Source organism: Streptococcus sp., from assembly GCF_032481935.1.
GTDB lineage: Bacteria > Bacillota > Bacilli > Lactobacillales > Streptococcaceae > Streptococcus.
This window is the reverse complement of sequence record NZ_JAWERU010000035.1, coordinates 1-25,545: the sequence shown is the minus strand read 5'-3', so window position 1 is coordinate 25,545 and position 25,545 is coordinate 1. Positions and strand designations below refer to the sequence as shown.

At 39.4% G+C, this 25,545-nt stretch carries 31 protein-coding genes and 1 pseudogene; 28 read left to right on the top strand and 4 right to left on the bottom strand.

All coding sequences use genetic code 11. The features are described from left to right. The 15 genes from rsmH to dnaJ form a co-directional block, all read left to right on the top strand. Positions 1-820, top strand: an 820-nt coding sequence (gene rsmH, locus E7C97_RS07365) for a 16S rRNA (cytosine(1402)-N(4))-methyltransferase RsmH (RefSeq protein WP_316108650.1), incomplete at its 5' end; no start/stop codon positions are given. Between the two features lie 9 nt (positions 821-829). Next, positions 830-1,147: a cell division protein FtsL gene (gene ftsL, locus E7C97_RS07360; protein WP_000229661.1), complete on the top strand. Its 318-nt coding sequence runs from the start codon at positions 830-832 to the stop codon at positions 1,145-1,147. A gap of 3 nt (positions 1,148-1,150) precedes the next feature. Continuing rightward, positions 1,151-3,406, top strand: coding sequence for a penicillin-binding protein PBP2X (pbp2X, locus tag E7C97_RS07355; protein WP_075227635.1), 2,256 nt, complete (start codon positions 1,151-1,153; stop codon positions 3,404-3,406). 1 nt (position 3,407) lies between these two features. Beyond that, positions 3,408-4,388 carry a phospho-N-acetylmuramoyl-pentapeptide-transferase gene (gene mraY / locus E7C97_RS07350; RefSeq protein ID WP_000908759.1) on the top strand — a complete coding sequence of 327 codons (981 nt, stop codon included), beginning with the start codon at positions 3,408-3,410 and terminating at the stop codon, positions 4,386-4,388. 126 nt (positions 4,389-4,514) lie between these two features. After that, positions 4,515-5,042 carry an aromatic acid exporter family protein gene (locus tag E7C97_RS07345; RefSeq protein ID WP_025171302.1) on the top strand — a complete coding sequence of 176 codons (528 nt, stop codon included), beginning with the start codon at positions 4,515-4,517 and terminating at the stop codon, positions 5,040-5,042. A gap of 75 nt (positions 5,043-5,117) precedes the next feature. Continuing rightward, on the top strand, positions 5,118-5,474 hold the full coding sequence (gene glnR / locus E7C97_RS07340) for a transcriptional repressor GlnR (RefSeq protein ID WP_000659543.1): 357 nt from the start codon (positions 5,118-5,120) through the stop codon (positions 5,472-5,474). A 35-nt stretch (positions 5,475-5,509) separates the two neighbouring features. Continuing rightward, the gene (gene glnA / locus E7C97_RS07335; RefSeq protein WP_316108647.1) at positions 5,510-6,856 is read left to right on the top strand and encodes a type I glutamate--ammonia ligase; all 1,347 of its coding nucleotides are present in this window, start codon (positions 5,510-5,512) and stop codon (positions 6,854-6,856) included. 120 nt (positions 6,857-6,976) lie between these two features. Then, the gene (locus E7C97_RS07330; RefSeq protein ID WP_070460245.1) at positions 6,977-7,297 is read left to right on the top strand and encodes a PadR family transcriptional regulator; all 321 of its coding nucleotides are present in this window, start codon (positions 6,977-6,979) and stop codon (positions 7,295-7,297) included. Beyond that, positions 7,297-7,872, top strand: a complete 576-nt coding sequence (locus E7C97_RS07325) for a DUF2812 domain-containing protein (protein ID WP_316108645.1) — start codon at positions 7,297-7,299, stop codon at positions 7,870-7,872. The genes E7C97_RS07330 and E7C97_RS07325 overlap by 1 nt, the downstream gene beginning before the upstream one ends. A gap of 21 nt (positions 7,873-7,893) precedes the next feature. Beyond that, positions 7,894-8,400, top strand: a complete 507-nt coding sequence (locus tag E7C97_RS07320) for a DUF2812 domain-containing protein (protein WP_316108644.1) — start codon at positions 7,894-7,896, stop codon at positions 8,398-8,400. 167 nt (positions 8,401-8,567) lie between these two features. Beyond that, positions 8,568-9,602 (top strand): heat-inducible transcriptional repressor HrcA, encoded by a 1,035-nt coding sequence (hrcA, locus tag E7C97_RS07315; RefSeq protein WP_316108642.1) that lies wholly within the window; start codon positions 8,568-8,570, stop codon positions 9,600-9,602. A 26-nt stretch (positions 9,603-9,628) separates the two neighbouring features. Continuing rightward, entirely contained in the window at positions 9,629-10,144 is a 516-nt protein-coding gene (gene grpE / locus E7C97_RS07310; RefSeq protein ID WP_045763635.1) for a nucleotide exchange factor GrpE, read from the top strand. 363 nt (positions 10,145-10,507) lie between these two features. Beyond that, positions 10,508-12,331, top strand: a complete 1,824-nt coding sequence (gene dnaK / locus E7C97_RS07305) for a molecular chaperone DnaK (protein ID WP_316108640.1) — start codon at positions 10,508-10,510, stop codon at positions 12,329-12,331. 284 nt (positions 12,332-12,615) lie between these two features. Further along, positions 12,616-13,248, top strand: a complete 633-nt coding sequence (locus E7C97_RS07300; protein WP_316108639.1) for a DJ-1/PfpI family protein — start codon at positions 12,616-12,618, stop codon at positions 13,246-13,248. Between the two features lie 313 nt (positions 13,249-13,561). Further along, the gene (gene dnaJ / locus E7C97_RS07295; protein WP_045763638.1) at positions 13,562-14,698 is read left to right on the top strand and encodes a molecular chaperone DnaJ; all 1,137 of its coding nucleotides are present in this window, start codon (positions 13,562-13,564) and stop codon (positions 14,696-14,698) included. Positions 14,699-14,784: 86 nt separating this feature from the next. Here the strand turns inward: dnaJ and E7C97_RS07290 are convergent, their stop codons facing one another. From E7C97_RS07290 to E7C97_RS07280, 3 genes are all read right to left on the bottom strand, one after another. Continuing rightward, the gene (locus E7C97_RS07290) at positions 14,785-15,438 is read right to left on the bottom strand and encodes a hypothetical protein (RefSeq protein ID WP_316108651.1); all 654 of its coding nucleotides are present in this window, start codon (positions 15,436-15,438) and stop codon (positions 14,785-14,787) included. 80 nt (positions 15,439-15,518) lie between these two features. Next, positions 15,519-15,806, bottom strand: a complete 288-nt coding sequence (locus tag E7C97_RS07285) for a hypothetical protein (RefSeq protein WP_316108637.1) — start codon at positions 15,804-15,806, stop codon at positions 15,519-15,521. 9 nt (positions 15,807-15,815) lie between these two features. After that, on the bottom strand, positions 15,816-16,232 hold the full coding sequence (locus E7C97_RS07280; protein WP_316108635.1) for an HIT family protein: 417 nt from the start codon (positions 16,230-16,232) through the stop codon (positions 15,816-15,818). A 67-nt stretch (positions 16,233-16,299) separates the two neighbouring features. On the opposite strand from E7C97_RS07280, the gene E7C97_RS07275 reads away from it, so the two are divergent. Further along, positions 16,300-17,031: an ABC transporter ATP-binding protein gene (locus tag E7C97_RS07275; protein WP_316108633.1), complete on the top strand. Its 732-nt coding sequence runs from the start codon at positions 16,300-16,302 to the stop codon at positions 17,029-17,031. Further along, complete coding sequence (locus E7C97_RS07270) at positions 17,028-18,077, top strand: ABC transporter permease (protein WP_316108632.1); 1,050 nt, start codon at positions 17,028-17,030, stop codon at positions 18,075-18,077. Before E7C97_RS07275 ends, E7C97_RS07270 begins: the two co-directional genes overlap by 4 nt. A gap of 156 nt (positions 18,078-18,233) precedes the next feature. Here the strand turns inward: E7C97_RS07270 and E7C97_RS07265 are convergent, their stop codons facing one another. Then, positions 18,234-18,563: a hypothetical protein gene (locus tag E7C97_RS07265; RefSeq protein WP_049508259.1), complete on the bottom strand. Its 330-nt coding sequence runs from the start codon at positions 18,561-18,563 to the stop codon at positions 18,234-18,236. 276 nt (positions 18,564-18,839) lie between these two features. Between E7C97_RS07265 and E7C97_RS07260 the strand changes: the two genes are divergently transcribed. The 11 genes and pseudogenes from E7C97_RS07260 to E7C97_RS07210 all read left to right on the top strand — a co-directional run. Beyond that, on the top strand, positions 18,840-19,178 hold the full coding sequence (locus E7C97_RS07260; RefSeq protein WP_316108631.1) for a LytTR family DNA-binding domain-containing protein: 339 nt from the start codon (positions 18,840-18,842) through the stop codon (positions 19,176-19,178). Between the two features lie 4 nt (positions 19,179-19,182). Beyond that, entirely contained in the window at positions 19,183-19,920 is a 738-nt protein-coding gene (locus tag E7C97_RS07255; RefSeq protein WP_049527002.1) for a LytTR family DNA-binding domain-containing protein, read from the top strand. A 13-nt stretch (positions 19,921-19,933) separates the two neighbouring features. Beyond that, positions 19,934-21,283 carry a sensor histidine kinase gene (locus tag E7C97_RS07250; protein WP_049508526.1) on the top strand — a complete coding sequence of 450 codons (1,350 nt, stop codon included), beginning with the start codon at positions 19,934-19,936 and terminating at the stop codon, positions 21,281-21,283. A gap of 101 nt (positions 21,284-21,384) precedes the next feature. Continuing rightward, positions 21,385-21,741 (top strand): hypothetical protein, encoded by a 357-nt coding sequence (locus tag E7C97_RS07245; protein ID WP_049527003.1) that lies wholly within the window; start codon positions 21,385-21,387, stop codon positions 21,739-21,741. Positions 21,742-22,071: 330 nt separating this feature from the next. Next, positions 22,072-22,476, top strand: coding sequence for a hypothetical protein (locus E7C97_RS07240; RefSeq protein ID WP_049508531.1), 405 nt, complete (start codon positions 22,072-22,074; stop codon positions 22,474-22,476). Positions 22,477-22,662: 186 nt separating this feature from the next. Continuing rightward, complete coding sequence (locus E7C97_RS07235; RefSeq protein WP_316108629.1) at positions 22,663-22,830, top strand: hypothetical protein; 168 nt, start codon at positions 22,663-22,665, stop codon at positions 22,828-22,830. 149 nt (positions 22,831-22,979) lie between these two features. Beyond that, entirely contained in the window at positions 22,980-23,582 is a 603-nt protein-coding gene (locus E7C97_RS07230) for a type II CAAX endopeptidase family protein (RefSeq protein ID WP_316108627.1), read from the top strand. Between the two features lie 329 nt (positions 23,583-23,911). Then, entirely contained in the window at positions 23,912-24,223 is a 312-nt protein-coding gene (locus E7C97_RS07225) for a hypothetical protein (protein WP_049508537.1), read from the top strand. Between the two features lie 214 nt (positions 24,224-24,437). Next, positions 24,438-25,127 (top strand): CPBP family intramembrane glutamic endopeptidase, encoded by a 690-nt coding sequence (locus E7C97_RS07220; RefSeq protein WP_316108626.1) that lies wholly within the window; start codon positions 24,438-24,440, stop codon positions 25,125-25,127. 41 nt (positions 25,128-25,168) lie between these two features. Continuing rightward, positions 25,169-25,417: an immunity protein BlpZ gene (blpZ, locus tag E7C97_RS07215; protein WP_316108624.1), complete on the top strand. Its 249-nt coding sequence runs from the start codon at positions 25,169-25,171 to the stop codon at positions 25,415-25,417. Positions 25,418-25,446: 29 nt separating this feature from the next. Continuing rightward, positions 25,447-25,545, top strand: a pseudogene (locus tag E7C97_RS07210) (CPBP family intramembrane glutamate endopeptidase); the annotation flags it as partial.

Sequence of the window (25,545 nt, the reverse complement as noted above, 5' to 3'; positions counted from 1 at the left end):
ACTAAGTGAAAAGGGGCATCTCTATGCCTTTGACCAGGACCAGAATGCCATTGATAATGCGCAAAAACGTCTGGCGCCTTATATCGAAAAAGGAATGGTCACCTTTATCAAGGACAACTTCCGTCATTTGCAGCTACGTTTGCAGGAAGCAGGTGTAGAAGAGATTGATGGTATTTGTTATGACTTGGGAGTTTCGAGCCCGCAATTGGATCAACGTGAGCGAGGTTTTTCTTATAAGAAGGATGCGCCATTGGATATGCGGATGAATCAGGAAGCTAGTTTGACCGCTTATGAGGTTGTCAATCATTATGACTATCATGACTTGGTGCGAATCTTTTTCAAATATGGAGAAGACAAGTTCTCCAAGCAAATTGCTCGGAAGATTGAACAGGCGCGTGAGTTGAAGCCGATTGAGACCACAACGGAATTAGCAGAGATTATCAAGTCTGCTAAGCCTGCCAAGGAACTCAAGAAAAAAGGTCATCCGGCCAAGCAAATTTTCCAAGCCATCCGTATTGAGGTCAATGATGAACTTGGGGCTGCAGATGAGTCCATCCAACAAGCTATGGAATTACTAGCAGTGGATGGAAGAATCTCAGTCATTACCTTTCATTCGCTGGAAGATCGCTTGACCAAGCAATTGTTCAAGGAAGCTTCAACAGTGGAAGTGCCAAAAGGCTTGCCTTTCATCCCAGATGATCTTAAGCCCAAGATGGAATTAGTCTCTCGCAAACCGATTTTACCAAGCAAGGAGGAGTTGGAGGCCAATAATCGTTCCCACTCAGCCAAGCTACGAGTAGCTCGAAAAATTCACAAGTAAGGGGATAAAATGGTAGAAAAAAGAGAAACGACGAGCCAATTACTACAAGCTCGTATCAAGAGATTTTCACGTGTTGAGAAGGCTTTTTACCTTTCGATCGCCATTACAGCCCTTGTCTTAGCCATCAGTGTTGTTTATATGCAGACTAAGCTCTTGCAAGTCCAGAGTGAACTAACGACTGTTAATGCTCAGATTGAAGAAAAGAAGACAGAGCTGGATGATGCTAAGCAAGAAGTCAATGAATTGATCCGTTCAGAGCGTCTGACAGGAATTGCGGATTCGCAAGAACTGCAACTGAATAATGAAAATATCCGATCGGCGGAGTAGTATATGAAAACCTGGAAAGAAAAAATAGTACACTTTGCCATTAAGAATCGCAAATCTCCCCTTGAAAACCGCAGACGAGTTGGGAAGAGCCTTAGTCTCTTAGCCGTCTTTCTCTTTGCTGTTTTTTTGGTTAACTTTGCGGTGATTATTGGTACGGGGAAGAAGTTTGGCGTTGACCTGGTCAAAGAAGCAAGTAAAGTTCACCAAACAACTCTAACAGTTCCTGCTAAGAGGGGAACCATTTATGATCGTAATGGAACGCCGATTGCTGAGGATGCAACGTCCTATAATGTTTATGCTGTCATTGATAAGGACTATAAATCAGCTAATGGAGATGTTCTATATGTAGAAGAATCTCAGTACAATAAGGTTGCCGAAATTTTCCATAAGTACTTGGATATGGAGGAATCCTACGTCAAAGACCAACTCTCTCAACCAAATCTCAAACAGGTTTCTTTTGGTGCTAAAGGGAATGGGATTACCTATGCTAATATGATGTCCATTAAACAGGACTTAGAATCTGCTAAGGTTGAGGGTATTAATTTTACGACTAGTCCAAATAGAAGTTATCCAAATGGGAAATTTGCATCATCCTTTATTGGTTTAGCACAGTTACATGAAAATGAAGATGGCACGAAAAGTTTAATTGGGACATCTGGTATCGAGAGTTCCTTAAATAGTTTATTGGCAGGGACAGATGGTATTATTACATACGAAAAAGACCGTCTAGGTAATATTGTTCCTGGTACAGAACAAGTCACCCAACAGACCGTAAACGGGAAAGACGTCTATACGACCCTATCTAGTCCTTTGCAGTCCTTTATGGAAAGTCAAATGGATGCCTTCCAAGAAAAACTAAAAGGCAAGTATATGACAGCAACCTTGGTCAGTGCTAAAACAGGGGAAATTCTTGCAACGACGCAGAGACCAACCTTCGATGCTGATACTAAGGAAGGGCTGACTAAGGACTTTGTTTGGCGTGATATCCTCTATCAAAGTAACTATGAGCCGGGGTCAACCATGAAGGTTATGACGCTCGCTGCTGCTATTGATAATAACACTTTCCCAGGAGGAGAAGTTTTCAATAGCAGTGAATTAAAAATAGCGGATGCGACGATTCGAGATTGGGATGTTAATGCTGGTTTGACTACTGGTAGGATGATGACTTTCTTACAAGGTTTCGCTCTCTCCAGTAATGTTGGAATGAGTCTACTTGAACAAAAAATGGGAGATGCTACTTGGTTGGATTATCTCAATCGCTTTAAGTTTGGGGTGCCGACGCGTTTTGGTCTGACTGATGAGTATTCAGGTCAATTGCCTGCAGATAATATTGTCGATATTGCCATGAGTGCATTTGGTCAGGGGATTTCTGTAACGCAGACCCAGATGCTACGTGCTTTTACAGCCATTGCGAATGACGGAGTTATGTTAGAACCAAAGTTTATTAGCGCCCTTTATGATCCAAATGATCAGTCAGTTCGGAAGTCGCAAAAAGAAGTTGTGGGTAATCCTGTTTCTAAAGAAACGGCTAGTTTGACTAGGGAAAACATGATTTTGGTTGGTACAGACCCTATTTATGGGACCATGTATAATCGTAATGATAATAAACCAGTAATTACTGTTCCTGGTCAGAATGTTTCTGTCAAATCTGGAACAGCTCAAATTGCCGATGAGCAAAACGGAGGATATTTAGTTGGGAAAACCAATTATATCTTTTCTGTAGTAACCATGCATCCTTCTGAAAATCCAGACTTTATTCTTTACGTAACAGTTCAACAGCCAGAACACTTTTCTACACCTTGGTTTGGAGAATTTGCTAATCCTATTCTTGAACGAGCTTCTGCTATGAAAGAATCTCTTAATCTTCAGTCTACAGCTAAAAATCTGGATCAAGTTACAACAACAACTAGTTATGCAATGCCAGCGACCAAGGACTATAGTCCGGGAGATATGGCAGAGGAACTGAGACGCAATCTTGTTCAACCAATCGTTATCGGTTCAGGAACAAAAATCAAGGACAGTTCAGTGGCAGAAGGAACAAATCTAGACGCTAATGAGCAAATCTTACTCCTTTCAGACAAGGTAGAAGAGATGCCTGACTTATATGGCTGGTCTAAGAAAAATGTTGAAACCTTTGCCAAATGGTTGAATCTTGAAGTTGAGTTTGAAGGCACAGGAGAAACTGTTAAAAAGCAAAGTGTTCGTTCTAATACAGCTTTAAAAGATTTACAGAAAATAAAAATAACATTAGGAGATTAGAATGCTTATTTCTATCTTTGCTGGAGTGATTGCCTTTATTCTAACAGTCATAGGAATTCCAGCCTTTATCCGTTTTTACCATAAAGCACAGATTACCGGTCAACAGATGCATGAGGATGTCAAACAACACCAAGCAAAAGCTGGGACACCAACAATGGGAGGACTCGTCTTTCTCCTAGCAGGAGTTTTAGTTAGTCTGGTCCTTGCTCTCGTGACTAATCAATTAACCAATAATGTCGGAATGATCCTCTTTATCCTGGTCTTATATGGTTTGGTCGGTTTCTTGGATGATTTCCTCAAGGTTTTCCGCAAAATCAATGAAGGACTTAATCCTAAACAGAAGCTCTTGCTTCAGTTGGTCGGAGGAGTGATCTTCTATTTCTTCTATGAAAGAGGTGGAGATATCTTAAATGTATTTGGTTATCCCTTGCATTTAGGTGTTCTGTATATTCTCTTTGCCCTCTTTTGGTTGGTCGGTTTTTCAAATGCAGTTAACCTGACTGACGGAATCGATGGCTTGGCAAGTATTTCTGTGGTGATTAGCCTATCTGCCTATGGAGTGATTGCCTATGTGCAAAATCAGCTCGATATCTTACTAGTGATTGTAGCTATGATTGGTGGTCTTCTTGGCTTCTTTGTCTTTAACCATAAACCTGCTAAAGTTTTCATGGGAGATGTAGGTAGCCTAGCCCTTGGAGGGATGTTAGCGGCTATTTCCATGGCACTGCACCAAGAATGGACGCTGCTTTTGATTGGTCTAGTGTATGTTTTTGAAACAACATCTGTTATGATGCAAGTCACCTACTTTAAGTTGACTGGAGGAAAACGTATCTTCCGTATGACACCAGTTCACCACCATTTTGAGTTGGGGGGCTTTTCTGGGAAAGGCCAAGCTTGGAGTGAGTGGAAGGTCGACTTCTTCTTCTGGGGAGTGGGCTTACTCGCTAGTCTCTTGACTTTAGCTTTCATGTATTTGTTCTAAAAATAGAATATTGATTATAAGAGAGAAGGATTAAGTTCCTTCTCTTTTCTATTTCCATCAGTTTATTGCATCCCCTTCTCAAAAATAGGTAAATTTATGGTAAAATGGAAATAGAAAGTTGAAATGATGAGTTATTTTAAAAAGTATAGATTTGACAAATCCAAGTTTAAGTTAGGAATGCGAACTTTCAAGACAGGGATCGCTGTTTTTTTAGTTCTCATGATTTTTGGTTTTTTTGGTTGGAAAGGACTTCAGATTGGAGCCTTGACTGCAGTTTTTAGTTTAAGAGAAGATTTTGACAAGAGTGTTCATTTTGGTACTTCTCGTATTCTCGGAAATAGTATCGGTGGTTTTTATGCTCTGATTTTCTTTCTCTTAAATAATCTTTTTCATGGCGCCTTCTGGGTAACCCTTCTTGTTGTTCCGATTTGCACCATGTTAACCATTATGACAAATGTTGCAATGAACAATAAGGCAGGTGTTATCGGTGGAGTTGCGGCTATGTTGATTATTACCTTATCAATTCCAAATGGTGAGACAGTTTTGTACGTATTTGCCCGAGTTTTTGAAACCTTTATGGGTGTTTTTGTAGCAATTCTTGTAAATTACGATATTGATCGTTTACGGAGCATTTTACTGAAAAAAACAAAATAATGTCACAAGATATAACATTATTGATTGACGATTGAATTTTTTTAGACTATAATAGACAGAAAGAAGGAAGTGTACATGAAGGAAAAAGAATTTCGTCGCAATATGGCAGTTTTTCCTATTGGTAGTGTTATGAAACTGACCGATCTTTCGGCGCGCCAAATTCGTTACTATGAAGACCAGGAATTGATTAAACCTGATCGCAACGAAGGTAATCGCCGGATGTATTCTTTGAATGATATGGATCGATTGCTTGAGATTAAAGATTATATCTCTGAAGGTCTGAACATTGCTGCCATTAAGAAAAAATATGCTGAACGTGAGGCGAAGTCTAAAAAACCAGTGAGTCAAACTGAAGTACGTCGAGCACTTCGGAATGAAGTTCTCCAGCAAAGTCGCTTTGCTTCTCAACAATCACCTTTTGGTCGCGGTTAGGCAACCGCTAGTCGTCAAATATAAGGAGAAAAAACATGCCAATCACAGCTGCAGATATTCGTCGTGAAGTTAAGGAAAAAAATGTAACCTTTATTCGTCTCATGTTTTCAGATATTTTGGGAACAATGAAAAACGTCGAAATTCCTGCTACAGATGAACAACTAGACAAGGTCTTGTCAAATAAGGCTATGTTTGATGGGTCTTCTATTGAAGGATTTGTCCGTATCAATGAATCAGACATGTATCTATATCCAGATTTGGACTCTTGGACAGTCTTCCCATGGGGAGATGAGAACGGTAGTGTCGCAGGATTGATTTGTGATGTCTATACAACAGAAGGGGAACCATTTGCAGGAGACCCTCGTGGAAATCTTAAACGTGCCCTTCGTCATATGGAAGAAGTTGGATTCAAATCTTTCAACCTTGGACCAGAGCCAGAATTCTTCCTATTTAAGCTTGATGAAAATGGAGACCCAACTCTTGAAGTGAATGATAAGGGTGGTTACTTTGATTTGGCGCCTACAGACCTTGCTGATAACACTCGTCGTGAGATTGTAAATGTCTTGACTAAAATGGGATTTGAAGTAGAAGCCAGTCACCACGAAGTTGCCGTAGGTCAACATGAGATTGACTTTAAATATGATGAAGTTCTTCGTGCTTGTGATAAGATTCAAATCTTTAAACTTGTTGTAAAAACCATTGCTCGTAAACATGGTTTGTATGCAACCTTTATGGCTAAACCTAAATTTGGTATCGCTGGCTCAGGGATGCACTGCAATATGTCCTTGTTTGACGCGGAAGGAAACAACGCCTTCTTTGATCCAAATGATCCAAAAGGAATGCAATTGTCAGAAACAGCTTATCACTTCCTTGGTGGTTTGATCAAGCACGCTTACAATTACACAGCTATCATGAACCCAACAGTAAATTCATACAAACGTTTGGTTCCAGGGTATGAAGCACCTGTTTACATCGCTTGGGCTGGTCGTAACCGTTCACCGTTGGTGCGCGTTCCTGCTACTCATGGAATGGGAACACGTTTGGAGTTGCGCTCAGTAGACCCAATGGCAAATCCATATATCGCTATGGCTGTGCTTTTGGAAGTTGGTTTGCACGGTATTGAAAACAAAATCGAAGCACCAGCGCCAATTGAAGAAAACATCTATATCATGACTGCAGAAGAGCGTAAAGAGGCTGGAATCACAGACCTTCCATCAACTCTTCACAACGCTTTGAAGGCCATGACAGAAGACGAAGTGGTTAAAGCAGCTCTAGGTGAACACATCTACACTAGCTTCCTTGAAGCCAAACGAATTGAATGGGCAAGCTATGCAACCTTCGTTTCACAATGGGAAATTGATAACTACCTAGATCTATACTAATGATAAATCAGAAAGATTGTCCGTGAGGACGATCTTTTTTTTCTTGCAATTTATATCGAGATGTGATATATTTTATATAACGAGATGCGATATATCGAACTAAATAGGAGGTCTGATTAAATGGAATTAACAGATAAGATTAGGCGTGTCTACCTTCCCATGACTGAAACGGGTTTTTATATTCTGTTCTGTCTGCAAAAGGAGAACCATGGCTATGGTATTACTCAAAAGGTTAAAGAGATGACAGATTCGCAGGTTTCCATTAGTCCTGGGACCATGTATGGAACCCTGTCAAAGATGGAAAAAGATGGTTTGATTTCCTTTGTTAGAGAAGAGGAAAAACGAAAGATTTATCAGATAACTGACTTGGGTCAGAAAGTTTTAGAAATTGAAGTCAAACGTATTGAACGACTCTACAGAAATAGTCGGGAGGAGCTTTGATGGAAAAGAAAGTTGTTTATCGAATTGCTACCATTGCGGATTATGATCGAGAGGCTCTCTATCTCAGAGAAATGCATGCTCAAGGCTGGAAACTTAAGGAAGTAAGTTACTCTAACTTAGTGGTTGCGGTTAAGTATACTTTTGAAGAGTGCCAACCGGAGCAGGTGGTTTATCAGTTGGACTTTTATCCTATGAAAAAGTCAGAGAGAGCTTCCTATTTACAACTGTTTAAAGATTTTGGCTGGGAGCATATTACAAACTTTAATGGGTTTTCCTATTTTAGAAAGCTTTATTCTGGAGTTGAGTCGGATGCCGAGTTTGAAATTTATAATGACGCGGCCGGGAAGTTAGCAATGGTCAAGAAGATTTTAACAATGCGGATGCTTCCTATTTTGCTTCTCTTTTTAGCTCTACTACCGATTTTATCAAAGTTTGTCAGTGGAGGTAGTCATTTCAGTTGGGAAATGTTTTTGATTGTTATCATAGATTGTACTCTATTGATAGTTTTTGCGATTCAGATTTCATATGTTTTTTGGAGATTGTTTCAAAAGTGGAAAGAATTATCTGATAAATAGAACCATTTTGGAGGTTAGACAATGAATAGCAAAGTACAATTTCGAATGTTTACCATTTTTGATTTGGATAAGGTAGAAGATTATTTGCATGAGATGCATTTGAAAGGTTGGAAATTTAAATCGAATCGTTTTGGCTTTTTCTATTTTGAACAATGCCGACCAGATGATGTAATTTACCTTGTGTGGAATACTAGCTACCTTAGAAAAAATGAGGTAGATTTACAAAGTATTAAGGATAGAGGATGGGAATTTGTGGAAAATTGTTCTTATTCTATTTTTCGAAAAGCAAAGTGTGATTTAGTTCCAAACGAACAAATTTTTATGAACAATCGTCTTAGATGGGATGGTGTGAAATCTGGACTTCGTACAGCTACAGTTTCTATCTCTGGCGGTTTAGTTGTTTGTATGAGTCTGTTTCGCGAAAGTCTCTCTCGGTCTTTCTTCCTTATTTTTGCCCTATATGCTCTCATGATTACTTATCTAATCTATAGTTTTTATAGACTTAAACGGAAATATCTGGTTGATTGACAATAGTTTCTAGGTCCTCAGACTGATTTTTAGCACTCTTGGTAAAAGAGTGCTAATTTTTTGAGTTTTTGTCTTGACATTCTTTTATAAGGGTGTATAATAGAACCATAAGTTAGCACTTGGAAGTGTCGAGTGCTAAAAAAGATCTATCAGAGAGGAGTGACGAGATGGTTACGGAACGTCAGCAGAGTATTTTAAATCTGATTATTGACATCTTTACCAAAACGCACGAACCTGTTGGATCCAAAGCCTTGCAAGAGTCTATCAACTCTAGTAGTGCTACCATTCGAAATGACATGGCGGCTTTAGAAAAGCAAGGTTTGCTTGAAAAGGCACATACTTCCAGTGGTCGGATGCCGAGTGTGGCTGGATTTCAATACTATGTCAAACACTCCTTATCCTTCGACCGTTTAGCCGAGAATCAAGTTTATGAGATTGTAAAAGCCTTTGATCAAGAATTCTTCAAGCTTGAGGATATTCTTCAAGAGGCAACGAGAATCTTGACAGACTTGAGTGGTTGTACGGTTGTAGCACTGGATGTTGAACCAAGTAGGCAGAAGCTAACAGCTTTTGATATTGTTGTCCTCGGACAACATACAGCTCTTGCTGTTTTTACGCTTGATGAGTCTAGAACAGTTACCAGTCAGTTTTTGATTCCGAGAAATTTCTTGCAGGAGGATTTAAATCGCCTCAAGACCATGATTCAAGAACGTTTCCTGGATCAGACTGTTTTGGATATTCACTACAAGATTCGGACAGAGATTCCGCAAATTATCCAACGTTACTTCACAACAACGGACAATGTTATGGACCTCGTTGAACATATCTTTAAAGAAATGTTCAATGAAAATATCGTGGTTTCTGGCAAAGTCAATCTTTTGAATTTCGCTAATTTAGCGGCCTATCAATTTTTTGATCAGCCACAAAAGGTAGCTTTGGAAATTCGAGAGAATCTGATTGGCGACCAGATGCAAAGTGTCCGAGTTGCGGATAGCCAAGAATCCTGTTTAGCTGACTTAGCAGTGATTAGCAGTAAGTTCCTGATTCCCTATCGTGGATTTGGAATCCTTGCGATTATAGGTCCCGTTAATCTGGATTATCAACAATTGGTCAATCAACTCAATGTAGTTAATCGAGTTTTGACTATGAAGTTGACGGATTTTTACCGCTATCTCAGCAGTAATCACTATGAAGTGAATTAAGATTGAAATCATTAAAGGAGGCGAAAATGGCCCAAGATATTAAAAATGAAGAAGTAAAAGAAGAGGAAGTTGTGGAAACAGCTGAAGAAACAACTCCTGAGAAGTCTGAATTGGACTTGGCGAATGAACGTGCCGAAGAATTTGAAAACAAATACCTTCGAGCTCATGCAGAAATGCAAAACATTCAGCGCCGTGCCAATGAAGAACGTCAACTCTTGCAACGCTACCGCAGCCAAGATTTGGCAAAAGCAATTTTGCCATCACTGGATAACCTTGAACGTGCCCTTGCCGTCGAAGGTTTGACAGATGATGTGAAGAAGGGCTTGGAAATGGTCCAAGAAAGTTTGGTACATGCTCTGAAAGAAGAAGGAATTGAAGAAATTCCAGCAGATGGAGAATTTGACCATAACTACCATATGGCCATTCAAACAGTCCCAGCAGATGACGAACATCCAGCAGATACCATCGCACAAGTCTTCCAAAAAGGCTACAAACTCCATGACCGCATCCTAAGACCGGCTATGGTAGTGGTTTATAACTAGGCAATTCTGACGGTAGCTAAAGCAACTCGTCAGAAAACGGCAATCGCTATGGCGTTTGCCTAGCCTCCTTACTAACTCGTCGTCGAAATAATATCGATTTCGACTTCTCGTGTCGCAACCTATATACATTGAAACCTTGTCCGAAACGACACTAAACTATGAAAGAAAGATAAACAATGGTTCAGCTTTGCCAATAGTGAGCGAAGCGAACCAAAGGCGATACTCTTCGCCGTGGCGGTATCTTCGCAAACTTTGAGACCTTAGGCTCAAAGTTTAGTCAAAGAGATTGACGAAGTCAAGCTCTGACGGCGTCGCCACTTAAGAAGAGTATCAAAAAGAAAAAATCAACAAGGAGAAAAACACATGTCTAAAATTATCGGTATTGACTTAGGTACAACAAACTCAGCAGTAGCAGTTCTTGAAGGAACTGAAAGCAAAATCATCGCAAACCCAGAAGGAAACCGCACAACTCCATCTGTAGTGTCATTCAAAAACGGTGAAATCATCGTTGGTGACGCTGCAAAACGTCAAGCAGTCACAAACCCAGATACAGTGATTTCTATCAAATCTAAGATGGGTACTTCTGAAAAAGTTTCTGCTAACGGTAAAGAATACACACCACAAGAAATCTCAGCTATGATCCTTCAATACTTGAAAGGTTATGCTGAAGAATACCTTGGTGAAAAAGTAACTAAAGCAGTTATCACAGTTCCAGCTTACTTCAACGATGCTCAACGTCAAGCAACAAAAGACGCTGGTAAAATTGCTGGTCTTGAAGTAGAACGTATCGTCAACGAACCAACTGCAGCAGCTCTTGCTTATGGTTTGGACAAGACTGACAAAGAAGAAAAAATCTTGGTATTCGACCTTGGTGGTGGTACATTTGACGTATCTATCCTTGAACTCGGTGATGGTGTCTTTGATGTATTGGCAACTGCAGGGGATAACAAACTCGGTGGTGACGACTTTGACCAAAAAATCATCGACCACTTGGTAGCAGAATTCAAGAAAGAAAACGGCATTGATTTGTCAACAGACAAGATGGCGCTTCAACGTTTGAAAGATGCAGCTGAAAAAGCGAAGAAAGACCTTTCTGGTGTGACTTCAACACAAATCAGCTTGCCATTCATCACTGCTGGTGAGGCTGGACCTCTTCACTTGGAAATGACTTTGACTCGTGCTAAATTCGACGATTTGACTCGTGATCTCGTAGAACGTACAAAGGTTCCAGTTCGCCAAGCCCTTTCAGATGCAGGTTTGAGCTTGTCAGAAATCGACGAAGTGATCCTTGTCGGTGGTTCAACTCGTATCCCAGCAGTTGTTGAGGCTGTTAAAGCTGAAACTGGTAAAGAACCAAACAAATCAGTAAACCCTGATGAAGTTGTGGCCATGGGTGCTGCGATCCAAGGTGGTGTTATCACTGGTGATGTTAAAGACGTTGTCCTTCTTGACGTAACACCATTGTCACTTGGTATCGAAACAATGGGTGGAGTATTTACAAAACTCATCGACCGCAACACTACTATTCCAACATCTAAATCACAAGTCTTCTCAACTGCAGCAGACAACCAACCAGCCGTTGATATCCACGTTCTTCAAGGTGAACGCCCAATGGCAGCAGATAACAAGACTCTTGGACGCTTCCAATTGACAGATATCCCAGCTGCACCTCGTGGTATTCCACAAATCGAAGTAACATTTGATATCGATAAGAACGGTATCGTATCTGTTAAAGCCAAAGATCTTGGAACTCAAAAAGAACAAACAATTGTTATCCAATCTAACTCAGGTTTGACAGACGAAGAAATCGATCGCATGATGAAAGATGCAGAAGCTAACGCTGAAGCAGATAAGAAACGTAAAGAAGAAGTTGACCTTCGTAACGAAGTAGACCAAGCAATCTTTGCGACTGAAAAGACAATCAAAGAAACTGAAGGTAAAGGCTTCGATGCAGAACGTGATGCTGCCCAAGTTGCCCTTGATGAGCTTAAGAAAGCCCAAGAAGACAACAACTTGGACGAAATGAAAGCAAAACTTGAAGCATTGAACGAAAAAGCTCAAGTACTTGCCGTTAAACTCTACGAACAAGCCGCAGCAGCCCAACAAGCTCAAGCAGGAGCAGAAGGCGCACAAGCAACAGGAAACGCAGGCGATGACGTCGTAGACGGAGAGTTTACTGAAAAGTAAAACAATCCAGTGGATTGTTTTAGCGGAACCTCCTGAAATAAAGAAAGGTTCCGAGATTTTAGGATTCCTTTAATCCGAAACTCAATTCAGCTTAACTCGTTAAGAATGACTAATCACTAAAGTGATTGTCATTCTACGGCAATCGCTATGGCGACTTGCCTAAACGCCTTACTAGTTCAAAAACAAAGTATAATCGACTTTGTTTTTGAACGTCGTAATAATAAGAAGAAATCCAGAGGTTGCAACCCAGCCTCTGTTTTTCGGTAAAATAGAGGATGTTGCGAATGAAAAAAGTACTTTGTATCATTTATCCTAATTTTTCTCTCTATGAGATAACCGCTTTAACAAGTACTTTAGCTCTGTCTTTTGACGTCACGATTGATTATGTGGCTTCAGAACATTCGATAGTTATATCTGAGGATGGCTTACCTTGTCAACCGACCAAAACACTGGATCAAATAAATCTAGAAGATTATTCTTGTGCCATTTTGCCAGGAATGGTAAACATAGGACCTGCCCTACAGGATGAGAAATTGATTTCGTTTTTGAGGGACCTTGGTGATCAAGATATCCTCATTGCAGCCATTTCTTCAGCGCCTCTTTTATTGGCGAAAGCAGGTCTGTTTAAGGACACGAAATTTACAGGTGGAATTTGGCAAAACTTCTTTGATTATTTTGAATTTCTTCCTCGTGAGAATTTCCAACCCAAACTGGTTGTGCAAGATAAACAAATCATTACGGCTATAGGCTTTGCGCACCAAGAGTTTGCAAGAAAAGTGATTCTAAGTTTAGGGTTGGCAGAGAATACGGATAACTATTTTAAAGAACAGAACGAGTACGCTGAAGAGGATTTGATATTTACTCTATCGGACCAAGAGTTTGATCAAGTGAAGCAGAGTATAGAAAACAGCCTCTAAAGATTACATGAAAATTATAGAAAGGAACAAAGAGCGTTCGGGGAATTGAACTCGAGTTCTAAAGTTTCTTACTCAATATGAAAGAAAGGAATTGAACCCGACCTAAATTCGTGGTTTGATTCACAACATCAATAGAAAGGAACAAAGAGCGTTCGGGGAATTGAACTCGAGTTCTAAAGTTTCTTACTCAATATGAAAGAAAGGAATTGAACCCGACCTAAATTCTCGGAAAAAAGATAAATCTGTCTAGGAGCATCGCTCCTGCGTCAGATTTCCTATTTTTCAGTCGAATTTTACGGTCTTGGTATCTTAAATGAACAATACTGAATTTTATGACCGTTTGGGTGTTTCTAAGAATGCGTCTCAAGATGAGATCAAGAAAGCCTATCGGAAATTATCTAAAAAATATCATCCAGATATCAACAAGGATCCTGGAGCTGAAGACAAGTACAAGGAAGTTCAAGAAGCTTATGAAACTTTGAGCGATGAACAGAAACGTGCTGCCTATGACCAATACGGTGCTGCTGGTGCCAATGGTGGTTTTGGTGGTGCAGGCGGTTTCGGTGGCTTCGATGGAGCAGGTGGCTTTGGTGGATTTGAAGATATCTTCTCAAGTTTCTTTGGTGGTGGCGGTGCATCACGTAATCCAAATGCCCCTCGTCAAGGTGACGACCTCCAGTATCGCGTTCATTTGACTTTTGAAGAAGCTATTTTTGGTACAGAAAAGGAAGTCAAATACAATCGTGAAGCAAGCTGTCGTACTTGTAATGGGTCTGGTGCTAAACCTGGAACAAGTCCAGTCACTTGTGGACGCTGTCATGGTTCAGGTGTGATCAATGTTGATACTCAAACACCACTCGGTATGATGCGTCGCCAAGTAACCTGTGATGTCTGTCATGGCCGTGGTCAAGAAATCAAAGATCCATGTACAACCTGTCATGGAACTGGTCATGAAAAACAAGCCCATAGCGTACACGTAAAAATCCCTGCTGGTGTGGAAACAGGTCAACAAATCCGCCTAGCTGGTCAAGGTGAAGCCGGATTTAATGGAGGCCCTTATGGTGACTTGTATGTAGTAGTTTCAGTTGAAGCTAGTGATAAATTTGAACGTGAAGGAACTACTATCTTCTACAATTTGAACCTCAATTTTGTTCAAGCAGCACTTGGTGATACAGTAGACATCCCTACAGTTCATGGTGATGTAGAATTAGTCATTCCAGAGGGAACTCAGACTGGTAAGAAATTCCGCCTACGTGGTAAGGGAGCTCCGAGCCTTCGTGGCGGTGCCCTTGGTGACCAATACGTTACAGTCAATGTTGTTACCCCAACAGGTTTGAATGACCGCCAAAAAGCAGCCTTGAAAGAATTCGCAGCTGCAGGTGATTTAAAAGTAAATCCAAAGAAAAAAGGCTTCTTTGACCATATTAAGGATGCCTTTGAAGGAGAATAAATCATAAAGTAAAAAGAGCCTTCGGGCTCTTTTTCGTGCAATCGTTAGAATTTTAGCATGGGAGAAATCATTTTCCGACTGGTCTGTTATTGATATTTTTGAGTGAGTAAGCCAGCCTCATCCATCTCCTGGATGAGTTGCTTGAATTCCGCTTCCTTGCCAGGTTTCACGGTGACGGTATCAATGTGCTTAATTGCCGAATTATCCTGAATACCCACCAAGGTCAAAGCTTTTTCATAGAATGCGATTCCCTTTTTCATGCTTTCCGAATCCTGCCAAGAGAGAATAAAGAAAGAAGGATTTGATTTTTTTCCGATTTCTTGGAAATACTTCCTGCTCTCCCCCTCTAAAAATTGGAATAAACCATGATTGAATAAGTTGTCCTCTACTGAATAGTAGGAAATATCTCCTGTGTTTAGGACATAGACTTTGAGTCGGTTTTTAGTGAGGTTTGGACTTTCTTTTAGGACTTGGTGGCTATTGACAACATCATCAGAGAAAGTCACATAAAAATCTAAGCCTCCACCCTCGAATTGATAGCTTCCATTTGATTCTACTTTTTCAGGAGGCAGGTCAAGGGAGATGAAGATTTGTTTTAAGGCTTCATTTCCTTTTTTGATGTCACTCGGTGAGGCCTTGAACAGATTGGTCAGTATTAGAAATGCCAGGGCTGCAAGAAGGCAGAGACCACCACAAATGATCAGGATGATACGCGTCAGAACTTTAAAAAACTGTTTCATTTTCATGCCCTCCCTGGTCTGTTAGAATTTGCTAACCCAAAATGGATTTAAAGGGGAAATAAGGAAAATTGGAGTTTCCCTTAGTTTTCTTCAGTTTCCTGCAATTCTTTTAGTACAGCAAGTCTCGTTTGGACGTCTTTTTCCAAGACTTTAAACTTATAGGTCAAATCTTTTTGATATTCCTTGATGATTTCTTTTTGTTGGTCGATAATTTGCAGGCTATCTTGGATGATATCTAAGTCATCCTTAATGGCTTCAACACGATCAGTTGTATCTAGAACCTCTTCAGTGATAGCTTGGCGATTCTTAACGAGGAGGTATGAACCGACCGCAGAACCTGCAAAAAGTAGTAAATTTGATAGTTTCATAGTGACTCCTTAGGCGTTTTTGATCGTTTCAGCGACTTGGGCAAGTTTGTCAAAGTCTGGTTCATGAGCGACAAAGTCAATTTTTAGGTCATCATCTGCGCCATAACGAGGAACGAGGTGGACATGGGTATGGAAAACAGTTTGTCCAGCAACTTCTTCGCAGTTGGCGATGATATTCATACCTTCAGCTTTGGTAGCTTTCATGACTTTTTGAGCAACCTTTGGTACTTGGGCGAACAGTTGGCTAGCACTTGCAGCATCCATTTCTAAAAGATTGCGGTAGTGTTCTTTTGGTACGACCAAGGTGTGACCAGGTGTTACTTGTGAGATATCAAGGAAGGCAAGAACTTGATCATCTTCGTAAACCTTTGATGCGGGAATCTCTCCTGCGATAATTTTACAAAAAATGCAATCTGAATCTGACATAAAATCTACCTCTACTGTATTGAATTTTGATATAATATAGCTACATTATACCAGATTTGGAGAAAATATGTTAGAAATTAAAAACCTGACTGGGGGCTATGTTCATGTTCCTGTCTTGAAAGATGTGTCCTTTACAGTCGAGAGTGGACAGTTGGTCGGTTTGATTGGTCTCAATGGTGCTGGAAAATCAACGACCATCAATGAAATTATTGGACTTTTGACACCTTATAGTGGAGAAATAAACATCGACGGACTAACCTTAGGTGCCAATCCTCGTGAATATCGTCAACAGATTGGTTACATTCCTGAAACTCCTAGTTTGTACGAAGAATTAACTCTCAGAGAACATATCGAGACGGTTGCCATGGCCTATGGTATTGAGCAAAACCTAGCTTTTGAACGTGTAGAACCTCTTTTAAAAATGTTCCGTTTGGATCAGAAGTTGGATTGGTTCCCTGTTCATTTTTCAAAAGGGATGAAGCAGAAGGTCATGATTATCTGTGCCTTTGTTGTGGATCCGAGTCTCTTTATCGTCGATGAACCTTTCCTTGGTCTTGATCCTCTGGCGATTTCGGACTTGATTCAGCTTTTGAATCTTGAAAAGAAAAAAGGGAAGTCTATCCTCATGAGTACCCACGTTCTTGACTCTGCTGAAAAAATGTGTGACTCTTTTGTCATTCTTCATAAAGGCCAAGTGAGAGCTAAAGGGGATCTTGAAGAGCTGAGACAAGCTTTTGCCATGCCAGAAGCAAGTCTCAATGATATCTATTTGGCTTTGACCAAAGAGGAGGACCGATGAAAGAGTTGTTTCTAAAGCGAAAGCAGGCTTTTCGTAAAGAGTGTGTCGGTTATCTTCGCTATGTGCTCAATGATCACTTTGTCTTGTTTTTACTGGTCTTAGTAGGTTTTCTAGCCTATCAGTATAGTCAACTGCTCCAGCATTTTCCTGAAAATCATTTACCGATCCTAGGTTTAATTGGGATTATCTCTGTTTTACTCATGCTTTGGGGAGGAATAGCAACCTATGTGGAAGCGCCTGATAAGCTCTTTCTCTTAGTAGCTGAAGAAGAAGTGAGAGAACACATCCAGAAGCAAAGTTTAGTTTCCTTCATCTTTTGGGTTAGTGTACAGACTCTCTTTTTGCTCTTTTTTGCTCCGTTATTTTTAGCCATGGGCTTAGGCTTAGGAGTTTTTGGGGCCTATGTTCTTCTGTTGGGAGTCGGGAAATATTTCCTGTTTCAGAAAAAGACTGGCAAGTTTTTTAGTGCAAATCATCTGGACTGGGACTATGTGATTGCCCAAGAAAGTAAACGCAAGCAGTTTTTACTTCGTTTCTTTGCCCTCTTTACCCAAGTCAAGGGAATTTCAAACAGCGTCAAGAGACGAGCTTATCTAGATGTTATCCTAAAAGCAGTTCAGAAGGTGCCGAGCAAGATTTGGCAGAACCTCTATCTTCGTTCTTATCTGCGAAATGGAGATCTTTTTGCCCTCAGTCTTCGCCTCCTCTTCCTATCTTTGCTGGCGTTGATCTTTATCGAGCAGTCTTGGATTGCGACAGCAGTAGTGGTTCTATTTAACTACCTCTTGCTCTTTCAGTTATTGGCCCTCTATCACGCCTTTGATTACCAATATTTGACTCAACTTTTCCCGCTAGACAAGGGGCAAAAGGAAAGGGGATTACAGGCGGTTGTCCGAGGATTGACTGGTTTTGTTTTATTGGTTCAACTGATAGTTGGTGTGATTACCCTCCAAGAAAAACTAGCCCTCCTAGCCATCCTTGGAGCTGGTCTGGTCTTGCAAATCTTGTATCTCCCTTATCAGGTGAAACGTCAGATGCAGGACTAAATCTTATAAGATTAGATGAAAAAATAAGTTGAGTTCAGGTTGGCTCAACTTATTTTTATTTACGTGACCTCAATGAACATCAAAGAGTAAACCAGAAACTAGCCGCAGATTACTCAAGAAGAGTCTAACATGGTTTGAAGAGATTTTTGAAGACTATTACAAGATAAGGGTTGGTCCGTAGAGACTCAACTTGGTCTTGACTTGGTCAAAGTGAAAGCGGTCATAGGCTCTCCAAGCGGCGCGAGTAGGAGCGTCTGGATTGAGAGCACTGAGGCCCAGGAGAAGACTGGAAGTTTGGTAAAATTTTTCCAGCTCAATCAAGAATCGATTATCCACTGTCTCAGCTTTAGAGAGAAAGCAGAGGATATTGTCCAGTTGCTCCTGAAAGCGGACATCGTCAGCTGTTGCTTGTTTGCAGACTTGGTAAGCTTTGTTTAACTCAGTTATCAGTGTCTGAGCTCTTTTGATTGGATTTGTATCCGTCATGAGAATTCCTCCTTTGTGATGGTTTTAAAGTTATTTTAAGCCTTTGTCTTTCTAATCATAGCCTATCACTTTTTACTCTTTTTTTACTTTCAAATCTTTAATTGTCATTGAAATTTCCTGAATGGTAATAGCGAAATTTTATGATAAAATAGTTGTAAGGTTATCATAGTTATTTCAAAAAAACTTCGACTCTTTAGGAATTTTTAAGAACCGTTTAGGATTTGGTGAAAAATAGTTTCTAGACTTATGGTATCCTCTCTTCAGGAGATTTTATCCATGAACTATATCATCGTTCAAAAAGAGAAAGAAATTTTCAAATTAAACATAAAGGATATCTACTATATCCAAACGCATCCAAGGAAAGCCCATACCGTGCAGATTGTTATAGAAGACGCTAGCTTTGATCTGTTTCAAAATTTAAGCAAGCTTGAAAAACAATATGGGGAAACTTTAACGAGAGGTCATCGAAATTGTCTGGTCAACCTTGAACGAGTAAAATCCATGGAACTCCAATCGAAGATTCTTTTTCTTGGAGAAGAAGATCGATATGCTGTTCAGTATTCCAGACGTCGTTATAGAGAAATTCGCCAAAAATGGTTGAGACAAGGAGAGTAAGAAGATGAGAATATTTGTTTTAGAAGATGATTTTTCCCAACAAGCAAGAATTGAAACGACGATTGAAAAACTTTTGAAAAAACAGAGTATCATTCCCAGTTCTTTTGAGGTCTTTGGAAAGCCAGACCAATTGCTGGCAGAGGTGCATGAGAAGGGGGCGCATCAGCTTTTCTTTTTGGACATTGAGATTCGAAATGAAGAGATGAAGGGACTAGAAGTAGCTAGAAAGATTCGGGATCGGGACCCCTATGCCCTGATCGTCTTTGTGACAACTCACTCGGAGTTTATGCCCCTGTCCTTTCGCTACCAAGTGTCAGCTTTGGACTACATTGATAAGGCCTTATCGGCAGAGGAGTTTGAATCTCAGATCGAGACAGTCCTCCTCTATGCCAATAGTCAAGACAGTAAAAGTCTAGCAGAAGATTGCTTTTACTTTAAATCAAAATTTGCCCAATTTCAGTATCCTTTTAAAGAGGTCTACTATCTCGAAACGTCCCCAAGACCCCATCGTGTTATTCTCTATACCAAGACAGACAGGTTAGAATTTACGGCGAGTTTAGAGGAGGTTCTCAAGCAGGAGCCTCGTCTCTTGCAGTGCCATCGCTCTTTTCTAGTCAATCCAACTAATGTAGTTCGTTTGGATAAGAAAGAAAAACTCCTTTTCTTTCCCAATGGCGGAAGCTGTCTGATCGCACGTTATAAGGTCAGGGAGGTGTCTGAGGCTATTAATAACTTACATTGAGCTAGGAGAGTTTATGAATATTGCTTGGATATTGTTGTATACACTTGTTACTCATGGGCTAGAAATTGTCATTTTCTTTAAGGTGGATGGAATTGGTATCACTTTTGAGAGGATTTTTAAGGCCTTTCTTTTTAAGATACTGTTGGCCTTTGTTTTTTTAATGATTGATTATATGGTAGGAGATAGTTACCTATTTTATTTTATGGAACCCTTGTACGGCATAGGCTTATCTTTCTTATTTTTAAGAGGACTTCCTAAAAAACTCCTCCTCTTTTATGGTCTCTTCCCAATGATATTAGTGAATCTCTTTCATAGAGGTATTTCTTATTTTGTGCTTCCGTTTTTAGACCAAGGGCAAATAGATGACAATTACTCATTTGCTTGGTTATGTATAATAATTTTCAATTTCTTCATTTCCCTAGTCTTTTTGAAATGGTTGGACTATGATTTCACTAACTTGAAAAAAGATATTTTCGATAAAGGTTTTCAAAAGTCCCTGACTAAGATTAACTGGATAATGGGAGCCTACTATTTGGTGATACAAACTCTGTCTTACTTTGAATATGAACAAGGTATTCAATCAAAGACTGTGCGCCATCTCATCCTAGTGTTTTACTTGCTCTTTTTTATGGGGGTTATCAAGAAATTGGATACCTATTTGAAGGACAAACTCCATGAGAGACTGAACCAAGAGCAGGACTTGCGTTACAGAGATATGGAGCGGTATAGTCGGCATATAGAGGAGCTTTACAAGGAAGTACGGAGCTTTCGTCATGATTATACCAACCTCTTGACCAGCTTACGTCTGGGCATTGAAGAGGAGGATATGGAGCAGATAAAAGAGGTCTACGACTCCGTCTTAAAGGACTCTAGCCAAAAATTGCAGGACAATAAATATGACCTTGGCAGATTGGTGAATATTCGTGACCGTGCCCTTAAAAGTCTCCTAGCAGGCAAATTTCTAAAAGCTAGAGAAAAGGAAATTGTCTTTAATGTCGAAGTTCCTGAGGAGATTCAAGTCGAGAGTATGAGTCTGCTTGATTTTCTGACTATTGTGTCTATCCTTTGTGACAATGCCATTGAAGCTAGTGCAGAGGCTAGTCAACCTCATGTCTCAATCGCCTTTATAAAAAATGGCGCACAGGAGACCTTTATCATTGAAAACTCCATCAAAGAAGAGGGTATAGATGTTTCTGAAATCTTCTCTTTTGGAGTTAGTTCTAAAGGGGAGGACCGAGGTGTTGGTCTCTATACCGTCATGAAGATTGTGGAAAGTTATCCCAATGCCAGTCTCAATACCACCTGTCAAGATCAAGTCTTTCGTCAGGTTTTGGCGGTTCATTTGCTGTCAAGTTCTGATTAGAGAATGTGTGAACAAGAGAACCGTGGCATTTTAGGTTGAAAAACACTGCAACGATTTATCCTTATCCAACCTGACTTTTTATAATATTCGAGGAAAAACAAATGAACCAGAAATTTTATTTTATAGCTTGTTCTGTACTGATCATCCTATCCAATCTTCTCATGTTTTCTCTAGTCAACGAAGGAGAAGGTACAGGAGCTAATCTGATTATAATTGTTTCAACCTGTGTCTTGCTACCAGCCTTTTTACATGCAGTTGAAAATCAGCAGACATCATTGGTTAGGGCAGAATCCTTGATCCTCATTCAGATGGCAGTGATATCCTTAGTCCGTCTCATCAGCCGAATAGAGAGGACACCTGAAATCTTACATACAGGCGTCACCCTTCTAGTTTTAGCAAGCTGGGTAGCCTTTATCGTCCTAGCTATCATGAGAATGTATCAGAAAAAAGGGAAGTAAGGATGAGAGCATTTTGATTGGTTATGGTTTATTAGGGCAAGCATATTTTTCGTGCTTGCTTTTTTTCTACAATTTAGGAGGTTTCGATGACCATTCATGATTTGGGTAAATTAAGGTCAAAAGGAGTGCTATACTGGCAGTGTAAAGGTTTTTGCTCAACAAATATTTAGGGGGAAGTCTTATGAAGAAAAAAATACTTGTCATTTTCATCTTGTATCTAATCATGTCTCCGCTTGGGGAGAGTAATTGGTATCATTTATTTTATACCATAGCCTATCTGATTGCAGTTATAATCTATTTTGCTTTAATGAAAAAGAAAGGAGTAAAGAAATGAAAACTATTCTTGCTAAAAAACGGAACATCTTCCTTGCGAGATTGTTCCTAGGGCAGTTACCTGTACTGATCTCTACTTATTTATTTCTATCTCGTCAGTTTTTACATTTTTCCTTGGTTTTCCAATTGCTTCTAGTGATTATCAACTTGTCTTCTATTTTGGTGATTGTTTACCTCACTAGAGAAATGAGAGTGAGAAAGTTTGAAGATGATGAGTTGGTCAATCCTAGAACCAATCAACTCATGTTCATCGGATTGACAGGTTTTATGTCTATTATCGGTTTGTATAGAGGTATGACGGCGGCAGAATCCTATCAACAACTGATTGGTTATATTGCTTCTGTTCTCTGCTTAATCATCATGCTGCTGCTCATTTGGGGCTTGAAGTATTATAAAAAGTAAGCTCACAAAAGAACTTACAGGCAGTGTTTTCAGACTGCTGGTCTTTTTTAAGAGAAATTCTTGTAATTTAAGAGTTTTTGACGACCGTTTAAGATTTGGATGCAAAACCTAAAAAAGCAGTGCTATACTGAGTGTGTAAAAGTTACAAGGATACCAATGCTAAACTGAAATAAAGGAGTGATTCTTATGGCGAAAAAAATAATTACGATTGTCATCTTGTATGTAATCATGCAAACTTGTCTTTATCTGCTTAGAGGAAATGAGTGGTATTATGTAATGGATGCGCTAGCATACTTTGCTTCGGTTTATATCTTCGTTCAGTTCAATAAAAAAATGGAGAAAAAGCCACTTTGAATCTTGAACATAGAAGTTTTATAGGTCTATAATGGATCATCTAAATAGAATGAATAGTTTCAAATTAATATCTGCTAAGGATCATCTGTAAAATGCAAAATTCTTGCATCCTTATTTTGATCGACTTTTAAAGGAGAGAGGTTGTGTTTATGGCTATTTTTAATAAATGTCATGCTGTGTTTGTTGGATTTTTAGCCTTTATAATAGTTACTACAGTAGGTTATACCATCAATCAAGGAGATTTTTTTCAAAACGAATACCTATTTATTATAGCAAAGACTTTCTGGATTTCACTGAGTATTGCCTATGCGAAATGGTTTGATATGGTTTCGCTAAGAAGGTTAACGAAGAAAGAAATTCTACTTTTTATTGGAAGCTTTCTTATTTGTGTGCTAGTAAATATAGGTTATTATAGTTTTTTTACAGTCTCTTCTGGTGCTGGATATCAACACCTTGAGGCTACTAGTACAGGAATTTCCTTATCCTTTATTGCAAGCGTGACAGTTTTTGGGCCTATTCTGGAGGAATTTGTTTTCAGAGGTATCCTTCAAGGTGCGGTTTTTGAAAATTCTTGGTTGGGACTTGTATTGACTGCCTCTCTCTTCTCTTTCCTGCATGCACCTTATGATTTTCCTTCGTTTTTCTATTATCTATTTGGAGGTTTGATGCTGGGCTTTGCTTATAAGAAGAGTCAAAATCTATCGGTGCCTATCTTAGTCCATATCTGTTACAATTGTTTATCATTCTTCTAGTAGTTGACAGTGGTTAAATTTACAAAGGAATGTAGAGGATGGTCAGTTAGCGTCATAGTGACTAGGGAACTGATCTGGTAGATGTGAAATCAATAGATGGAGGAATCAAATGAAAAAGTATGTCGAATTGTTAGATTTATTTGCTCGAGTTGTAATAATATTGCTATCTCTTGTTCTTTGTATAAGAGTACTCATGATTTCAACAGAACTCTGGAGAAATGTTCTTGTACTTGTAAGTACCCCTGTTACGATCTATAGTCTAGTAACACCTAGACCAGGCAAGAAGAACATAAAAACCCTGTGAGAGTTCTGAAAGAAAGATTAAAAAGATGCAAGCAAAATATAAAAATCAAATAGTAGAAGTTTGGGAAATTGGTAAAGATACACCGAAACCAAGTTGGGTAGAAGACGCCTTTCAAAAGAACTACATAGTATGGCTAGACAATCATGTCCGAATTTTAATGGCAGGACTTCAGTCTTCTCTTGCAACCAATCTCAAAATTGGCCTAGTCGGAACGGCAGGAGGAGGTTTTGCTGGTTATAGTATGTATGTCCTTGGCTATCCAGGAGATTATCTTGACCTCACAAATCATAGAGTAGTATCTGCCAAGGCTTTTCATCGAGACTATCAAGTTTTATAAAATGATTAGGTAGAAAAAGGATGATGGTCTATCATTTTGAAAAGAATTAACTACCTAGATGATGAAAAATATAAAGTTTTTAACAGCAACAAAAGTACACAAGGGTAGATGTGTTGGCTTATCAAAGTCATGGTGATAGCTACCGAGACTGAATGATGGAGGATTAAATGATAATTGATGGCAGCTACGATAGCAAAGCTATGAGGGAGTTTCTATGAAAAAATATTCTATTTTTTTCAAAACGAGTGCAATCCTTTCTTATTTATTTTTGTTTTTCGGGTTGTCTTGGACAACCCAATTTTGGAGAAATTATTGGGAGTTCTCGTCTTGGGTAGGAAATGTCATCTGGATTCGAAACATCATCAGTCTTCTCTTTATAGGCCTGATGGTTTGGATTTTAATCAGGTCGGGCCATGCTTATCTCTTTCGTATCCCTAGGAAAAAGTGGTTGAGTTATTCTGTTCTGACGATGTTAGCAGCTGTCGTTCTTATAAGCTTTAACTATCTGACAGCTAAACATGTTCAGGGGACAAACGAAGGTTGGAATTTGTTTATTGCCTATAGTGAGACCAATTTTGCAGAGTTCGGAGTTTACCTAACCTTAATCGTACTAGGACCTCTGATGGAAGAATTGGTATGTAGGGGACTGCTTCAACATGCCTTCTTTAAGAATTCAAGATGGGGACTGGATATTCTATTTCCGTCAGTTTTGTTCGCCTTACCTCATTTTTCAAGTTTTCCTAGTCTACTAGACATCCTGGTTTATACAGCAGTTGGATGTATATTTGGTGGTTTGACACGCTATACTAAGACTATCTATCCTTCTTATACGATTCATATTGTTAATAATATCATCGCAAACTTACCATTTTTACTCACTTTTCTACATAGGGTCTTGGGGTAAAAAACCAAAAGGCTTGCTTTTCAGCCATAGAGGAGGTCATCATGTACAAACACTTATTTTTCCTAGATTCAAAAACCTTAGACTGGTTGACACCCTATATTCTAGATTTGGCTTCTGACACCATTGCCTTTAATGTTTTTGTGCTAACCTTTGTATCTGTGGTGGTCTTTTATTTCCTAAATCCCATGCTATCTTTAATGGCTATCTTCTTAGGGGCTGGTTATGTGGTCGGATTTTGGTTACTCAAATGGTTTGTTTTGGAAAGACTAGAGCTAAAGGATGACGCGTAGGAAGTCTGTTTGGTGGGGAGGATAATTTTATGGAGTTTTTTGATAAATTTCATGCCTTTTGTTTTGGATTTTTAGTACTAATAATCGTCATTACAGTTCCTTATACGATTAACCATGGGGATTTTTTT

Bases quoted from the DNA above. Each gene is read 5' to 3' on its own strand.
- E7C97_RS07235 (WP_316108629.1), top strand. From the start codon at position 22,663: ATGGCGAAAAAAATAATTACGATTGTCATCTTGTATGTAATCATGCAA.
- E7C97_RS07240 (WP_049508531.1), top strand. From the start codon at position 22,072: ATGAAAACTATTCTTGCTAAAAAACGGAACATCTTCCTTGCGAGATTG.
- E7C97_RS07270 (WP_316108632.1), top strand. From the start codon at position 17,028: ATGAAAGAGTTGTTTCTAAAGCGAAAGCAGGCTTTTCGTAAAGAGTGT.
- E7C97_RS07220 (WP_316108626.1), top strand. From the start codon at position 24,438: ATGAAAAAATATTCTATTTTTTTCAAAACGAGTGCAATCCTTTCTTAT.
- dnaJ (WP_045763638.1), top strand. From the start codon at position 13,562: ATGAACAATACTGAATTTTATGACCGTTTGGGTGTTTCTAAGAATGCG.
- dnaK (WP_316108640.1), top strand. From the start codon at position 10,508: ATGTCTAAAATTATCGGTATTGACTTAGGTACAACAAACTCAGCAGTA.
- E7C97_RS07300 (WP_316108639.1), top strand. From the start codon at position 12,616: ATGAAAAAAGTACTTTGTATCATTTATCCTAATTTTTCTCTCTATGAG.
- E7C97_RS07255 (WP_049527002.1), top strand. From the start codon at position 19,183: ATGAGAATATTTGTTTTAGAAGATGATTTTTCCCAACAAGCAAGAATT.
- E7C97_RS07290 (WP_316108651.1), bottom strand. From the start codon at position 15,438: ATGAAACAGTTTTTTAAAGTTCTGACGCGTATCATCCTGATCATTTGT.
- ftsL (WP_000229661.1), top strand. From the start codon at position 830: ATGGTAGAAAAAAGAGAAACGACGAGCCAATTACTACAAGCTCGTATC.
- E7C97_RS07275 (WP_316108633.1), top strand. From the start codon at position 16,300: ATGTTAGAAATTAAAAACCTGACTGGGGGCTATGTTCATGTTCCTGTC.
- E7C97_RS07325 (WP_316108645.1), top strand. From the start codon at position 7,297: ATGGAAAAGAAAGTTGTTTATCGAATTGCTACCATTGCGGATTATGAT.
- E7C97_RS07250 (WP_049508526.1), top strand. From the start codon at position 19,934: ATGAATATTGCTTGGATATTGTTGTATACACTTGTTACTCATGGGCTA.
- pbp2X (WP_075227635.1), top strand. From the start codon at position 1,151: ATGAAAACCTGGAAAGAAAAAATAGTACACTTTGCCATTAAGAATCGC.
- E7C97_RS07245 (WP_049527003.1), top strand. From the start codon at position 21,385: ATGAACCAGAAATTTTATTTTATAGCTTGTTCTGTACTGATCATCCTA.
- glnR (WP_000659543.1), top strand. From the start codon at position 5,118: ATGAAGGAAAAAGAATTTCGTCGCAATATGGCAGTTTTTCCTATTGGT.
- E7C97_RS07330 (WP_070460245.1), top strand. From the start codon at position 6,977: ATGGAATTAACAGATAAGATTAGGCGTGTCTACCTTCCCATGACTGAA.
- E7C97_RS07225 (WP_049508537.1), top strand. From the start codon at position 23,912: ATGCAAGCAAAATATAAAAATCAAATAGTAGAAGTTTGGGAAATTGGT.
- E7C97_RS07265 (WP_049508259.1), bottom strand. From the start codon at position 18,563: ATGACGGATACAAATCCAATCAAAAGAGCTCAGACACTGATAACTGAG.
- E7C97_RS07345 (WP_025171302.1), top strand. From the start codon at position 4,515: ATGAGTTATTTTAAAAAGTATAGATTTGACAAATCCAAGTTTAAGTTA.
- glnA (WP_316108647.1), top strand. From the start codon at position 5,510: ATGCCAATCACAGCTGCAGATATTCGTCGTGAAGTTAAGGAAAAAAAT.
- hrcA (WP_316108642.1), top strand. From the start codon at position 8,568: ATGGTTACGGAACGTCAGCAGAGTATTTTAAATCTGATTATTGACATC.
- grpE (WP_045763635.1), top strand. From the start codon at position 9,629: ATGGCCCAAGATATTAAAAATGAAGAAGTAAAAGAAGAGGAAGTTGTG.
- E7C97_RS07260 (WP_316108631.1), top strand. From the start codon at position 18,840: ATGAACTATATCATCGTTCAAAAAGAGAAAGAAATTTTCAAATTAAAC.
- blpZ (WP_316108624.1), top strand. From the start codon at position 25,169: ATGTACAAACACTTATTTTTCCTAGATTCAAAAACCTTAGACTGGTTG.
- E7C97_RS07285 (WP_316108637.1), bottom strand. From the start codon at position 15,806: ATGAAACTATCAAATTTACTACTTTTTGCAGGTTCTGCGGTCGGTTCA.
- E7C97_RS07280 (WP_316108635.1), bottom strand. From the start codon at position 16,232: ATGTCAGATTCAGATTGCATTTTTTGTAAAATTATCGCAGGAGAGATT.
- mraY (WP_000908759.1), top strand. From the start codon at position 3,408: ATGCTTATTTCTATCTTTGCTGGAGTGATTGCCTTTATTCTAACAGTC.
- E7C97_RS07230 (WP_316108627.1), top strand. From the start codon at position 22,980: ATGGCTATTTTTAATAAATGTCATGCTGTGTTTGTTGGATTTTTAGCC.
- E7C97_RS07320 (WP_316108644.1), top strand. From the start codon at position 7,894: ATGAATAGCAAAGTACAATTTCGAATGTTTACCATTTTTGATTTGGAT.